The organism is Chitinophaga sp. CF418, assembly GCF_900142925.1.
In the GTDB taxonomy this organism is placed as follows: domain Bacteria; phylum Bacteroidota; class Bacteroidia; order Chitinophagales; family Chitinophagaceae; genus Chitinophaga.
In genome coordinates this window covers 1-14,717 of the sequence record NZ_FRCN01000009.1, presented here as the reverse complement: position 1 = coordinate 14,717, position 14,717 = coordinate 1, and the positions used below count along the sequence as shown (strand labels likewise).

The following is a 14,717-nucleotide window of genomic DNA, read 5'->3' as shown; positions in this document are numbered from 1 at the left end:
TTTTTTCATTATGACCAAGCAATTATTAAGCTGCCTGCGCGCTTTTCAACTTCTCCACTGCCGTATCTTTCTTCTTTCCCACCATTTCCTTCACAAACTTGTTCATAGGCATCTCATACAGCTTATACAGAAAATAACTTGCCACGAGGGATATTACCAGCATGATGAACGCCAGCAGGTAATAGTTGTGCAATATCCCCAGCCTTCCGTTGATATACGCCAGGTACCTGATCACCAGCTGATGTACAAGGTAGAACCCGAAACTTATTTCTCCGCCTAAAACCAGCCATTTATTGGAAAGTACGTCTGATATAGCTCCTCTGGCATAGGCGAAGGTCAGGATCACCACGGTCATCGGCAGCCAGTAATAACAGCTGTGCCGGAATCCCTGTGGAACGTATTTATGCAGCATAAAGAAGCCCAGGAACAGGCTGATGGCAAATAGTTCCTGCGCGGTTCCTGCTGCCCTGGAAACAGGCTTAAAAATGCCTCTTTCATACAATTCATAAAGTAATATGCCAAGGAAGAAATCAAAAGACCTGAAGAACGGATTGATGTAGAACAACCTGTGCTGGTACATCTCCGGCGTGATTAAAATCAGTGCAGGGATCAGCAGGAGAATTACGGCAGTCCACATCTTCCCGGGCCTTGCCAGCAATATTAAAAGCGGGAAAACCAGGTAAAAGAAAAGCTCGGCCGATATACTCCAGGCAGGACCATTGAAAGAAAAGTAATATGCCGGATCGGGTACCCAGCTTTGAATCAGCAGCAGGTCGGCAAAGAATTTTGCAGAGAAATTAACTACTGAAGTCTTTAATTCCGGGAATGACAGCGGTACTGAAATAAGTAAAGTCAGCAGGTGTAAAGGATATATTCTCGCTACCCTGGCTACCAGGTATTCGCGGTAGGTGATCCTGTTCTCAAAGAATCTTTGCTTATAGGACAGGGATAATACAAATCCCGATAAGATGAAGAAAAAGCCCACTCCCAAAGAGCCTTCATAGAAAACGGAGGCATATACCTGTGCAAAAACAGTATCTGTTTTCGGAAAGAACTGTAGGTGTGAAAGAAATACCATCAGGGCGAAAACGATCCTAAGAGATGTCAGCGGTTTGATCATAGGTTATATATAAGACAGCGCAATATAGATATAAATTATAAAATATAATATATCTGTCGGTGCAATGAAAATAAGCGCTTGCATTAATCTTCCCGCTTGACTAACTTTAAACCGCAAAGCAATACTCTACAATTTTAGTAGATTTTATGTAATATTGCGCACCAATCATATCAGGGTACAGGGACAATACGGTATAATGCTATGCCAGCATGCTGATTTGATCATTTTATTATATTTATCAATCGAAGGATGGACAGGAGTTATTTCAGTGAAGATGAGTTACTTATCTCTATGGCAACAGGAGATGAGGCTGCATTTACTGAGATATACCACCGTTACTGGCGCAGGCTGCTGGCCATCGCCTATCATCATACACAGGATGAATCGGCTGCCAAGGAAATAGTGCAGGAAGTATTGATCAATCTCTGGGACCGCAGGGCGGAACTGGAGATCAGGCAGCTATCCCAATATCTCGCTACCGCCATCAAATTCTCCGTATTTAAGACCATTACCCGCGAGAAGCGAAGGAATACCATAGCACAGGATGTTTTTGGCGAAACGACCTCCCAGGACGATGAACGGATCTATGCCCGCTTCCTCCATGATTATATCAATGGCATTGTAGAGCAACTGCCGGAGAAATGCAAACAGGTATTTAAAAGCAGCCGGATAGAAGGCAAAGGCACCGCACAGATAGCCCGGGAGCTGAATATTTCGGAAAAAACAGTAGAAGCCCATATCACCAAGGCATTGAAACATATCCGGTACGGTATCCGGAACGCAGGCCTTTTTTTAATCATGTTACTCACCTTCTTCAGATAATCTTCCCCCTCTTTCAAAAAAATTTTTAATCCGGCTAAGGGGTCCCCCCTATGTTATGGTACTTACTATTATAGCGGCTGAAAAGATCTGCTTATACCAGGTCGCCACCATTCAGTACTATCCGGCATATGGACAAAAACAGGTTACATACACTTATCCAGAAATATATTGATCAAACGGCCACTCCTGCCGAACAGGAGGAGCTGAATAACTGGTACCGGCAGCACAATGAGGAAGCTGAATGGGCATATTTGTCCCCTGAAGCGGAAGAACAGGCAGGTAAGGATATCCTGCAGCACCTGCACCGGCATATCGGCCAAACGGCGCAACCGCCTGTACGCCGGATGCGTCTTTATGCCGGACTGGCCGCAGCTTGTGTCATAGCAGTGGCTATCACCACATGGTGGCTCACGTCCTATGAAGACAGGCATATCAATCAGCCGGTGGCTGCCCTGAATATCACCACTTCCGCACAAACGGAAGAGAACAAATTTGTGGTGTTACCCGACAGCAGTACAGTGATTCTGCGTCCGGGCAGCCACATTACCTATCACGATACTCATAAGAGCCGGGAACTGACGCTGGAAGGAGAAGCCTATTTCGATATCCGGCACCGGGCAGAACAGCCCTTTGAGATCCATGCCGGCAAAGTGAAAACCACAGTGATGGGAACCACCTTTAACATCAAGGCATATTCCCGCGACAGCGTTACCGTATCGGTGATCAGTGGCAGCGTAAAAGTAAGCGACGCACAAAATCATACTGCGATCCTGCATTCCAGGCAGGAAGCAGTTTACAATATTACGACCAACCTTAGAAAACAGGAACAGCCACTGGCGGAAGGTACAATTGCCTGGACGAAGGCCGACATGCAATTCCAGGACATGCCCTATGCACAACTGGCAGAGCGTTTAAGCAGGAGATACGACGTAAACATTTCATTTAAGAATCCGGCCCTCGAAAAATGTCCTATCACGGGAAGGTTCAGCGGAACAGAAACGCTGCGGGAAGTGCTGGATATCTTATCACAGACAATGGGCACCACCTATACCATGCAGGACCATCAGGTAGAGCTGGATGGCAGTGGTTGTTTCTAACACAACATTTATCAACTTAAATCAGGTACATGAACGCCAGCAAGCGATGACAATCAACCAAAAGAACGTGCAGTAAACTGCAAAAAAAACTCCCCAGGCCCTGGTAAGCAGTGAGGAGTTTCCGAGTAAAAACTTTTATCATTTTTAAACGTCTGTAAAGTTATGCCAAAAGTCCTGCTTTTGCAAAAGGGGACGCATTGTCCCATTCGTAAACAAAGAGTCCAACTATTGTTTCTTATGCGTTTAAGTCTGTGTGTGTGTGCATTGTTCGCTTTGAGTCTGAACTTATTTGCAACAGGTCTTGTTTCAGGACAAAGTATCAACAGCACTATTGTCACTTTTGAGGTGCACAATGAAAATCTGAAAGCCTCCATCGAGAAGCTGCAACAACAGTCCGGATTCAGTATCTTCTATTCTTCCAGCCTGCTCAATACCGACAGGAAAGTCAGCCTCGACAAAGCATCCAGGACCGTAGCACGTACCCTGGACCTGTTACTGCAGGGTACGAACCTCTCCTATGTGGAAAAAGGCAATAAAGTGATACTGCAGGAGAAAAAACAGGCCACTCCCGTTCTGGCGCCTGTTGATGCTGATGATAAGACACTCACCGGTATGGTTACTGATGACCAGGGCAACCCTGTTCCCGGGGTAACCGTACGGTTAAAAAATAACAGCCGGCATACTGCCACTGATCAGAACGGGCATTATTCCATTGAAGTGGCAGAAAATGATGTGCTCCTGTTCAGCTATATCGGTTTCACTACCGCGGAAGTTTATGTGGGAGATAAAACAACCCTCGTGGTAAGGTTAAAACCGGCATCCAGCAACCTGAATGAAGTACAGGTGATCGGCTACGGCAGCACCACCAAAAGAAATAATACGGGGGCGGTAAGCTCCATCACCGCACAGGAGATCTCCCGGCAAACAGTCACCAACCCATTAACAGCCTTACAGGGCCGTATTGCGGGCATGCAGATCACCCAGGATAATGGACTGCCCGGCGGCGGTATCCGGGTGCAGATACGCGGCTTAAACACTGCTTCTGCAGGCTTTGTTCCCCTGTACGTAGTGGACGGAGTGCCTTTCACCCTGTTCAATGGCGGTCAGCCTACTTCCGATGCATTGAACGCATACGGTATCTCCGGCGCCAGTGGCAACATCAGTCCTTTCAGCATGATCAATCCGGAAGATATTGAGCGTATCGATGTACTGAAAGATGCAGATGCCACCGCGATCTATGGCTCCAGGGGATCCAACGGTGTTGTGCTGATCACCACTAAAAAGGGCAGTCAGCGTAAAACACAGGTGAACGTGAATGTCTATCACAGTCTGGGCACTGTGAACCACTATATACCTATGATGAACACACAGGAGTACCTGCAAATGCGCCGGGATGCTTTTGCCAACTCCGGCGCTACTCCTACCGCCAGCAATGCCAAAGATCTGACCATATGGGATCAGAATGCCTATACCGACTGGCAGAAATGGGCTTTGGGTGGCACCGCGCATACGACCAATGCGACAGCTTCCATTTCAGGTGGTAACGCACAGAACAGCTTCCTGTTCAGCTCTACTTACCGTAAAGAAGGCATGGTGTTTCCCGGCGACTTCAGTGTGAATAATTACTCCGGAAGGCTGAATGCTTCCCATAGCAGCATGGATGGTAAATTCAATATCAGCTTCTCAGGGAACTACGCCTATATGGGCAGTAATCTGCCTACCGTGGACATTTCCAGCATCTACAGCCTTCCACCGAACTTCCCGCAGTATAACAGCGACGGTAAGCTGAACTGGGATATCGGTAGCAATCCGCTGGCCTACCTGATGCAACAGTATAACGCGCAGACCACCAATCTACTCACCAACCTGAACCTGGGCTATAAAGTAACAAAGGAACTGACGCTGAAAGCAAACCTGGGGTACAGTCTGACGAGACTACAACAGACCAATGCCTCACCTGCAAGGTCTGTCAACTCTACGAGAACCAGCGATAACAGGCTGATTTATGCCGACAACCAGAATGGCAACTATATCATAGAGCCATTTGCGGAATATAACAAAATGATCAGCAAGGGTAAGCTACTGGTAGTAGCAGGGGCTACTTTCCAGCAGAATAAATCCACCGGTGTTACCATCGCCGGCAGCAATTTCAGCAATGAATCCCTGTTAAATTCCATTGGTAGCGCAGGTACTATAAATATACAGAGCAACAACTATTCGCTATATAAATACTCCGCCGTATTTGGCAGGGTGAATTACAACTGGCAGGAGAAATACCTGCTGGATGGTACTTTCAGAAGAGATGGTTCCTCCCGCTTTGGTCCCTCCCACCGCTTTGGTAATTTCGGCGCAGTCGGCGCGGCCTGGATCTTTACGCAGGAAGATTTCATGCACACACTGCCCGTACTGAGCTTTGGTAAACTGCGCGCCAGCTATGGTGTGACCGGTAATGACCAGATCAGCAATTACCAGTACAATGCATTATATAGCGGCGGCGGTTCTTTTTATAGCTACATGGGATCTTCAATCCTGGTGCCCAGCACCATCGCCAATCCTAACCTGCACTGGGAAAGTACCCGTAAGACAGACATCGCGCTGGAACTGGGCTTCTTCAAAGACAGGATATTGCTGAAAACAGACTTCTACAACAACCGTTCTACCGACCTGCTGGTGTATGTGGGAACAGCCGCTCAGACGGGTATTACCGCCTACACGGGCAACCTGCCTGCCGTAGTACAGAACAGGGGCTGGGAGTTTGAACTGAACACCATCAATATCAGTACCCGCGATTTCCGCTGGACCACTGCATTCAACCTGACCCTGAACAAGAACAGGCTGAAATCATTCCCTAACCTGGCATCTTCCTCCTATGCTTCCTCTTACGTAATCGGTTATCCGATCGATGTAACGAAGCGTTATCATTTCCAGGGAGTAGATCCAGCAACAGGATTACCGGTTATCCAGGACCAGGATAAAGATGGCGCCATTTCCTATACAACGGATATGCTACCGATGAAAACCGGTACGCCTTATTATGGTGGCTTGTCCAACAGTCTGACCTATAAAGGTTTTGCGCTGGATTTCACCTTCCAGTTCAATCATCGTTATGGTAATGTCAACAACACCTTAACCAGCGTTTACAGTCCTTATGGTTCCGGTTACACCAACCAGAGTACAGCAATACTGGACCGCTGGAAGAAAGCAGGCGATAATGCACCGTTCCCTGCAGCAGCCACTACGAACAACAACGCTTATTCTTACCTGGCTTCTTCTGACTACAACTGGGGCAATGCTTCCTTTATCAAGTTCAAGACGGTAAGTCTTACGTATACATTGCCCGGCGACTGGCTGAAACAGGCCAGGATCTCGTCTGCATCAGTATATGCCAGGGCGCAGAACCTGTTCACATGGGCGAAACAAAAGTATACGCTTGATCCGGAGACAACAGTGCCCGGCACAGGTTCCAACCTTGGAACAGGCCAGTATATTGCTTTCCCGCAGCTACGCACCATTGCAGTCGGACTTAATTTAACACTCTAAAAGAACCGGACATGAGAGGTAAAACAAACACGCTGAAATATATAACACTGGCCCTGTTGCTGACCAATGGCCTGCTGTTTTCATCCTGCGAAAAATTTGTGGACATAGACAAAGCGCCTAACCAGCTGCCCGCAGCCGACGCCTTTAAGGAAGACGGTACCGCTACCGCTGCAGTACTGGCCATGTATTCCTATTACAATACAACTGGCAGTCTGCCTTACTATACGTTTGCAGGTGGTGTGGAAGCTGATGATATACAGTATACTTATACCAGCAGTACTCCCGCCATGAATGAGCTGCAGCAGTCGACGGTCAATCCCAACAATGGTACTGTTACCAGTTATCTCTGGATATACCCATATGGCGTGATCAGGCAAGCCAATCTGGCTATTGAAGGCCTGAAAGCCAGCACTACACTCACCAGTTCCGTGCAGGCGCAGTTGCTGGGAGAGGCTTATTTCTTCCGTGCATTTAACTATTTCTACCTGGTGAATTACTTCGGAGCCGTACCACTGGTATTGAGTTCCGATGTAATGGAAACGGGCAATATGCCACGCACTGGTACTGATTCCGTGTGGGCGCAGATCATCAGCGACCTGAAAGCAGCAGAAGCATCGCTTCCTGCTGCCTATACCGGCACTTTAAGGACCAGGATAAACAAGTATGCCGCCAGCGCCTTACTGGCCCGCGCTTACCTGTACAGGGAAGATTGGGAGAATGCAATTACCTACAGCACTGAAGTGATTGCGGCCGGTACTTATAGTCTGCCCGTGCCCGACAGTGCATTTGTCAACATCAGCAATGAAGTGATCTTGCAGTATGGTACTACCAATGGTTATTCCTTCCTGGGTAACAACTACCGCACGAGCAGCAGTGCAGGCATCCCTGGTTTTTACCTGTACCCTGCTACAGCCAATGCTTTCGAGAGCGGCGATAAAAGAAGAACAGCATGGGTGGACAGTGTGATATCAGGCACTACCACTATCTATCGCATCAATAAGTATAAACTCCCTACCGCTACTGCCGGCAATGAATACAATGTGATATTACGCCTGGCAGAACAATACCTGATCCGTGCAGAAGCCAATGCGCAGCTGAAAAACCTGGACGCAGCTGCGGCGGATCTGAACGCCGTACGCACCCGCGCAGGACTGAGCAACACCACAGCAGCTACTCAAGACGCTCTGCTGGCGGCCATTGCGAAAGAAAGGAAGCTGGAGCTGTTTGGAGAATTTGCCCATCGCTGGTTTGATCTTAAACGTACCGGCAAAGTGAATGAAGTGATTGGTGCGATCAAATCCAGCTGGGTATCTACCGCGGCCCTGTTACCTATACCTAACACGGAAATTGCCAAAAACAAGGCACTCAAACAAAATGATGGTTACTAATCTGTTCACTTTCATCTAAACTGTTTTATGCAGATAACGCACAAACTACTATTCACTGGCGCATTATCGCTGTCTGCAGTACTTGCTGCAGCGCAGGATAAAAAGGCATTGCAAACGGAAAAGGATTACCAGGAAGCTTCCAGGGCCGCTTATAAAAACAATAATTCCAATGCAGGAGATTCATTGGTAGAAGTGGCTATCGCCCGTTTTCCCAAAGGTGCGTTTGCCCGCAACGACTTCTATAATAAGCAGGTCAACAAACAGATGCCTTCCGCAGAAAAGCTGAAAAACTACAATAAGTGGATCAAAGCATTTCCGGAACCCAAAGACAGCGCTGACATCGTATATGATTATGCCCGTTCAGGAATATCCTGGGCCTATGCAGAAGAGAACAATCCGAAGCAGAACCAGGCATGGCTCAAAAAGATCAAATCACAGGAATACCGCGCTATAGTAGAAGTACACGATGGCATGCGGTTCCTGGGTCATAAGGATACTGTTACTGCAGAAAAGCTGGTAAGAGCAGGTGTGGCAGATGCTGAAAAGTCCTATCCTGTCAGCAAAAATCCAATGGCAAAGAACGACTATTATCATGCGCTGAATACGCTGTCTTCACTTTTATATCAGCAGGGCAAGTATGCAGAAGCATTGACTCATGCCAGTGTGATCTATAATGGTGGTGGCAACAGGGACAATGCTGATATTAAAAAGAACTACGCGCTACTCCTGGCGGCCAACGGTAAATCAGACAGCGCCCTCGTACTGTTGTCTGAACTGATCAGCGGTGGCAAAGCAGATAACGAGGTAAAAACAAAGCTTCCTGCTATCTACAAGTCTGCCAAGGGTAATGATGCAGGTTATACTGCTTTTGCTGCCGGGCTGGAAGCTGCTATGCGCAAACACATACAGGAACAGGTAAAAAAAGATATCATCTCCGAAACAGCGCCTGCATTTACGCTAAAAGACCTGGACGGCAATACCGTATCTACTGCAGACCTGAAAGGAAAGATCCTTGTGCTTGACTTCTGGGCTACCTGGTGCGGTCCCTGCAAACGCTCCTTCCCTGCTATGCAGAAAACGGTGAACAAGTATAAGAATGATCCTAACGTAAAGTTCCTGTTCATTGATACATGGGAAAGAGTGCCGGATCCGTCTACGGGCGTGAGGAAGTTCATCGAGGACAACAACTATTCCTTCCAGGTACTACTGGATGATAAAACAACCGGCGTTGTAGGACAGTTTAATGTACGTGGTATCCCAGCCAAATTCATCATTGACGGCACAGGCAACACCCGTTTTAAATTAACCGGTTTCAGCGGCGGAGATGATGCGGCAGTAGAAGAGTTATCTGCAATGATAGAGATGATCAGGTAGACGAAGTTAAACCTACAATACATATAGCACAGGCTATCCGGGTAATACCGGATAGCCTGTTGTCGTAATCCCCCCCTTGTTAGTCTAATTCCCCCACCTTGTCTTTTTATAAGCTGGCCTATGTTTGCAATATCAAAAGACATTTACATGAAAACAATACACTCTGCCAGGGCTATTTTACTGGCGCTACTCATCCTCACCACATTCGTTATGAAAGCCGGCGCACAACAGGCAAAGGCAACAAGCCCGGAAACCCTGAAATCATCGGGTTATGCGCCTGTTAATGGCCTTAAACTGTATTATGAGATACATGGAGAAGGACAACCACTGGTGCTACTGCATGGAGCCTATATGACCATAGATCTTAACTGGTCACAACTGATACCGGAACTGGCAAAGACGCACAAAGTAATTGCACTGGAAATGCAGGGACATGGTCACACTGCTGATATTGACCGGCCTGTCACCTTTCAGGCCCTGGCAGATGATGTAGCAGGTTTGTTACAATATCTGAAGATAGATAGTGCCGATGTACTGGGTTACAGCCTGGGCGGAACGGTTGCCTATGCATTGGCGATACAGCATCCTGCCATGGTGAAAAAGCTGGTACTCGTATCTACAGTATACAAATACCATGGCTGGCAGAAGGAAGTAACAGATGCCTTCCAGACTTTCAAACCAGCGTTTTTTGATCAGACACCATTGAAAACTGCTTATGAGAAAATAGCACCTGATCCGGGCCACTGGAGAGCCTTCCTGACCAAATATATGGAGTACGGTAAACAGGACTTTGACTTTGGCGCAGATAAAGTGAAGGCGATCAAATCACCTATCCTGTTCATCATGGGAGATAACGACGGCGTATCGCTGGAGCATAAAGCGGAAATGTACCGCGCAGCAGGTGGTGGTGTTCCCGGAGATATGGCCGGACTTCCCAAATCACAGCTGGCGATTCTACCGGGCACTACGCACATGAGCCTGATGATGGAAACAGCAAAACTGCTTGCGATCATTGAGCCCTTCCTGAGTAAATAGCATTAGTAAGAGAATAGTCCACCGGCGGCCTTTGTCGCAAAATGCCTTCTTCTTGTCTGAATCACACCGCCTCGGAAACACCCCTATCTTTTAGCTTTGTAGTGTAACAACAAACTAACACATCATGAGAAAGATCATTGTTTGCACGTTTATGACTATGGATGGAGTACTGCAGGCGCCGGGCGGACCTCAGGAAGATACTTCCGGCGGATTCAAATGGGGCGGTTGGATGTTTCATTACGGGGATGATATAACAGACAACAAGCTGGGACAGATTATGTCTAAGCCCTTCGATCTGTTGCTGGGCAGGCGTACGTATGAAATATTCGCAGCTTACTGGCCCTACCAGAATAGCGATAATCCCATCGCGGCATTATTCAACCGTATCCGGAAGTATGTCGTTTCCAGCAACAATATTGATCTCCCCTGGGATGGTTCCGCACTGATCACCGGCGATACGATCAGTGAACTAAAAAAGCTGAAGGAACAAGACGGACCTGATTTACTGGTGCATGGTAGTAGTGTACTGATACAATCCCTCCTGGCCAATAACCTCATAGATGAGTTACATATCTGGACATTCCCGGTTACGCTGGGTGAAGGCAGAAAGCTCTTTCAGAATGGAACACAGGCTGCTCAATGGAAACTGACGGATGCCCTGATAGCCACTACCGGCGCTATTGTCGCCAGTTATGTACCTGATGGAGATGTTGTTTTGAGTGAACTTCCATCGGATGTAGTAAGTGAAGCTGAGATAGCCAGAAGAGAGAAATTCGCAAAAGAACCATATTAAGTATCATCACCGGCAAAGGATCATCCCGCCTTGCTGGTGATCTGATCTTTAATGGAATGTAATACGCCCATTTTCAGATCGTACATGGATAGGCTCAGTGCACTAAGGCCAATGTTATCCAGGATATAACTGGTCAGAATAACCGCGATCACGATCATATCTACCCGCAAAGAGATCAGTCCTTTCATCTTCGTTCTTTCTTCATGAGTAGAGGCCAGCAGTCGCTCAGCCAGCTTTTCATACGACTTTATATCCAGTGTCATGGAAGCAACGTCTCCAATATCATCTCCATTATTCAGGAGTACGGCAAATGATTCAAAGGCTCCGGCAGACCCGATGAGCATCTCAGGTTTATAACGGGCGCAAGCTGCTTTTAAGTCTCCCAGTGTTTTATCAAGGAGATCAGTGATAGTATTGCGCGCTGCATCGCTGATAGGATCCGAATGAAAGTATGCCTGCATTAAGCGGGCAGCGCCGATATCATAACTCTTTTTCCAGATAAGACCATCTTCATTGCAGATAATAAACTCTGTACTGCCACCTCCTATATCCATGATCAGGGATGTTTGCTGAATGATGCCAAGCGCTCTTACGCCATTGAAAATAAATGCGGCTTCTTCATCTCCTGTGATCACCTGGATGTCAATACCCACAGCATGTGCGGCTGCTACAAACTCCGGCCCGTTTACCGCATTCCTGACGGCAGAGGTAGCAATGGCCCTTACTATATCAACATCGTGCGCATCTATGATACTTCTGAATTCTTTTAACATACTTATTCCTCTTTCAAATGCCTCGGGAATAATTATGTTCTCATTAATGCGTCCCTGGCCGAGAAGCACTGGTATCGTGGTCTTATAAACGATCTGTAGATCTTTGTCAGCAAGGTCTCCTATGATCAGGTGAAATGTATTTGTGCCCAGGTCTATAACAGCAGCCCTCATGATATCGATTGATTTCTGCAAATCTATTAAATTAGTTTATTCCTGCCGGAAGGATTGCAGGATAATGGCAACAAACGTATTTTATACCTTTTTCTTTTTTTTAATTTTCTTCACATTTTTTTGGTTTTGATTTAAAACAAATCGTACTATTGCACATGAAATCCAGAGGGATTCGTATCCCTGGATACTCTCAACAACGGTCTGCTTTTTTCTCCACATACATTTTTTAGCCAAATACTATAGAATACCACCTACTGTCTGCTTGCCATCAAGAGTATGCAAGGATACTTTATGCAACTAAAATTTTCATTGTCTCCAGTGACAAATGAACGTATTCCTTATGCCTTTTATGGTCACATGTTACAGATCAATTGAACGCCAACTGCAATAATTATAAGCACCGAAACACCAATGTCAGAAGGCTCAATCATCAACTAAAATCTGATCTATTATGAACGCAGTACTTTTACGCTTTCGTAGTATTTTCAGGGCCGCTGTACGAAGATTTCCCGTACCTATTCTACTGGCCCTGCCCTTATTACTCCTACTACAGCGAACGGCCTACGCACAATCGGCAAACCTTGACCAGGGCTCTAACGACAAGGCAACCACGCCTTTAAATCCCGTCAGCTGGATCAATGGTAACCTCAACGCCAATATGGCGCATTTCCTTGAAGGATACTCGGTGCCTTACCGGGCTGTCCTTGAAGGGCTTGTCGTCAACCAGACGTATACACTGGTCATTGGGTTCGATGTCAGGAACAGTAGTAAACATGCGTTGGATTACCTGACGCATTTTCAACGGCTGAGTCCTCACAACGTGTTTAGTCATGGGCAGGAAACAGTGAATCCATTGCTCAGCGCTCCTCAACCGGCATCCTACTTTACTACTACGGATGTTTTTACCATCCCGGCTCCGTCCAGCACCGGATCACCGGTTGCCGGGCAACCTGCTACCAGTTTTAACGCATTACCCGCCGGTGAGAAGCAGTTTACAGGATACAATGCGGATATAACGAATATAACCTATGCTTCCCAGGGTAGTTTGACTGCAGCCAATTCAGAGACTGTGGTCAATATTACTTTTACAGCACTCAAAGCTACCGCTATACTGGCCTGGGGCGCTCATATTGCCAGCATCATAGACTGGGGGAAAGACCCGGTCACCGGCGAACCTAATTCTGCCAGCGCGATCAATGGTTCGCCCTACCATATGCGACTGAAGAAATGGATCATTAATGGAGCGGATGTCAACATCGGCAACCAGGACAGATCTCTGAAGACAGATGCTGTTTTCATTCCTCCTACCTGTAGCGTTGCAGGACCGGCTAATGCTTGCGTACAGACGACGAAACTGGCATATACGGCAACGGTTGATGATTCTACCGGTATTACTTATGCATGGAGCATCATAGGGGCTAATACCGCCAATGCAAAGATTGTCAATCCGGCATTAGGTACTATAACAGTAATACCAATAGGTACTGCATTTACTTTCGGAAGTTTTAATCTTCGGTTAATTGTCACCCGGGATGGTCTGAAAGATACCTGTTATCTCGCCAGCCATGACACCCCTGGTACAACTGTCAATATATATAACGTAGATGTTAATGCCGGCAGTGATCAGACTATTACAAATCTTGATACTGCCCATCTTTCTGCCTCCATTACAGGAGGTGACGGCACATATATCTTCACCTGGACGCCAGTCACGGGTCTGAGTAATCCTAACGTCAACAATCCTGACTTTATACCGCCATCTACCGGCGTATTTCAGTTTATTGTGAAAGGAGATGATGGCAATTGCCAGGACTTTGATACGGTTGCTATCACAGTCAACCAACATGCAACGGCTCCTTGTGGTATCACTGGTCCGAGCCCTGTATGTCCAGGGTCTCAGAATCAGTATACGGGCCCGGCTCCTGCACTGGTGGGTTCTTACCTGTGGTCTGTGACCGGAGATGGCACCGTTTCCGGCCTTAACAATACACAGAATGTACTGATAAATGCCGCGAACAATTGTGGTTCATATCAGCTCCGGCTTATCGTTTCAACGCCTGATGGAAAGCGGAAGGACACCTGTTACCAGACTGTACTGGTGAAGGATAGTATCAAACCGGTGCTCACCGGACAAGTTTCCGATGCAAATGTCGCCTGTACGAAAGACGTACCGGCTGCGCCTGTTATTGGGGTAACTGATAACTGCACCGCCGGACTGACGGTCCAAACGAGTACAACCGTATCTGACAGCACCTGTGTCAATAAGTATAAGATCACCCGCAAGTGGTGGGCTGTTGACCTCTGTGGCAATAAATCTGATACGCTGAAACAGGTGATCACCGTGAATGATAATATCAAACCGGTAATAACAGCAAACTTTAACAATACTGTCAATGTGCAGTGCCTGAAAGATGTACCTGCTGCGCCTACACCAACCGCTACAGACAATTGTAGTAATGGCAATATTGCGCCTGTATACAGTGAAAAAGGCAGTGGATCTGCATGTGACTCTACAATCACCCGCAAGTGGGTATTTGCTGACGCATGTGGTAACAGTGACTCCGTAAGCCAGGTTATCAATATCAAGGATGATATCAAACCAAT

At 47.0% G+C, this 14,717-nt stretch carries 10 protein-coding genes; 8 read left to right on the top strand and 2 right to left on the bottom strand.

All coding sequences use genetic code 11. From position 1 onward, the window contains the following. Positions 1-25: 25 nt before the first annotated feature. Complete coding sequence (locus F3I09_RS19705) at positions 26-1,120, bottom strand: acyltransferase (protein ID WP_149696761.1); 1,095 nt, start codon at positions 1,118-1,120, stop codon at positions 26-28. Between the two features lie 249 nt (positions 1,121-1,369). Between F3I09_RS19705 and F3I09_RS19700 the strand changes: the two genes are divergently transcribed. From F3I09_RS19700 to F3I09_RS19670, 7 genes are all read left to right on the top strand, one after another. Beyond that, a complete protein-coding gene (locus tag F3I09_RS19700; RefSeq protein ID WP_149696760.1) occupies positions 1,370-1,942 on the top strand; it encodes an RNA polymerase sigma-70 factor in 573 nt (190 codons plus the stop codon). A 128-nt stretch (positions 1,943-2,070) separates the two neighbouring features. After that, the gene (locus F3I09_RS19695) at positions 2,071-3,039 is read left to right on the top strand and encodes a FecR family protein (RefSeq protein ID WP_149696759.1); all 969 of its coding nucleotides are present in this window, start codon (positions 2,071-2,073) and stop codon (positions 3,037-3,039) included. Positions 3,040-3,276: 237 nt separating this feature from the next. After that, complete coding sequence (locus tag F3I09_RS19690) at positions 3,277-6,579, top strand: TonB-dependent receptor (protein ID WP_188133878.1); 3,303 nt, start codon at positions 3,277-3,279, stop codon at positions 6,577-6,579. Positions 6,580-6,590: 11 nt separating this feature from the next. Next, the gene (locus tag F3I09_RS19685) at positions 6,591-7,967 is read left to right on the top strand and encodes a RagB/SusD family nutrient uptake outer membrane protein (protein WP_149696757.1); all 1,377 of its coding nucleotides are present in this window, start codon (positions 6,591-6,593) and stop codon (positions 7,965-7,967) included. Positions 7,968-7,994: 27 nt separating this feature from the next. Continuing rightward, positions 7,995-9,341, top strand: coding sequence for a TlpA disulfide reductase family protein (locus F3I09_RS19680; protein WP_149696756.1), 1,347 nt, complete (start codon positions 7,995-7,997; stop codon positions 9,339-9,341). Positions 9,342-9,488: 147 nt separating this feature from the next. Next, positions 9,489-10,376 carry an alpha/beta fold hydrolase gene (locus tag F3I09_RS19675; RefSeq protein ID WP_223233304.1) on the top strand — a complete coding sequence of 296 codons (888 nt, stop codon included), beginning with the start codon at positions 9,489-9,491 and terminating at the stop codon, positions 10,374-10,376. A 124-nt stretch (positions 10,377-10,500) separates the two neighbouring features. Next, positions 10,501-11,169, top strand: coding sequence for a dihydrofolate reductase family protein (locus tag F3I09_RS19670; protein ID WP_149696755.1), 669 nt, complete (start codon positions 10,501-10,503; stop codon positions 11,167-11,169). 20 nt (positions 11,170-11,189) lie between these two features. Here F3I09_RS19670 and F3I09_RS19665 read toward each other — a convergent pair whose 3' ends face one another. Beyond that, complete coding sequence (locus F3I09_RS19665; RefSeq protein WP_223233303.1) at positions 11,190-12,134, bottom strand: exopolyphosphatase; 945 nt, start codon at positions 12,132-12,134, stop codon at positions 11,190-11,192. 430 nt (positions 12,135-12,564) lie between these two features. Between F3I09_RS19665 and F3I09_RS19660 the strand changes: the two genes are divergently transcribed. Further along, positions 12,565-14,717 (top strand): hypothetical protein (locus F3I09_RS19660; protein ID WP_149696754.1); only part of this gene is annotated, 2,153 nt, incomplete at its 3' end.

Coding starts and splice junctions, on each gene's coding strand:
- F3I09_RS19705 (WP_149696761.1), bottom strand. CDS start 1,120: ATGATCAAACCGCTGACATCTCTTAGGATCGTTTTCGCCCTGATGGTA.
- F3I09_RS19700 (WP_149696760.1), top strand. CDS start 1,370: ATGGACAGGAGTTATTTCAGTGAAGATGAGTTACTTATCTCTATGGCA.
- F3I09_RS19695 (WP_149696759.1), top strand. CDS start 2,071: ATGGACAAAAACAGGTTACATACACTTATCCAGAAATATATTGATCAA.
- F3I09_RS19690 (WP_188133878.1), top strand. CDS start 3,277: ATGCGTTTAAGTCTGTGTGTGTGTGCATTGTTCGCTTTGAGTCTGAAC.
- F3I09_RS19685 (WP_149696757.1), top strand. CDS start 6,591: ATGAGAGGTAAAACAAACACGCTGAAATATATAACACTGGCCCTGTTG.
- F3I09_RS19680 (WP_149696756.1), top strand. CDS start 7,995: ATGCAGATAACGCACAAACTACTATTCACTGGCGCATTATCGCTGTCT.
- F3I09_RS19675 (WP_223233304.1), top strand. CDS start 9,489: ATGAAAACAATACACTCTGCCAGGGCTATTTTACTGGCGCTACTCATC.
- F3I09_RS19670 (WP_149696755.1), top strand. CDS start 10,501: ATGAGAAAGATCATTGTTTGCACGTTTATGACTATGGATGGAGTACTG.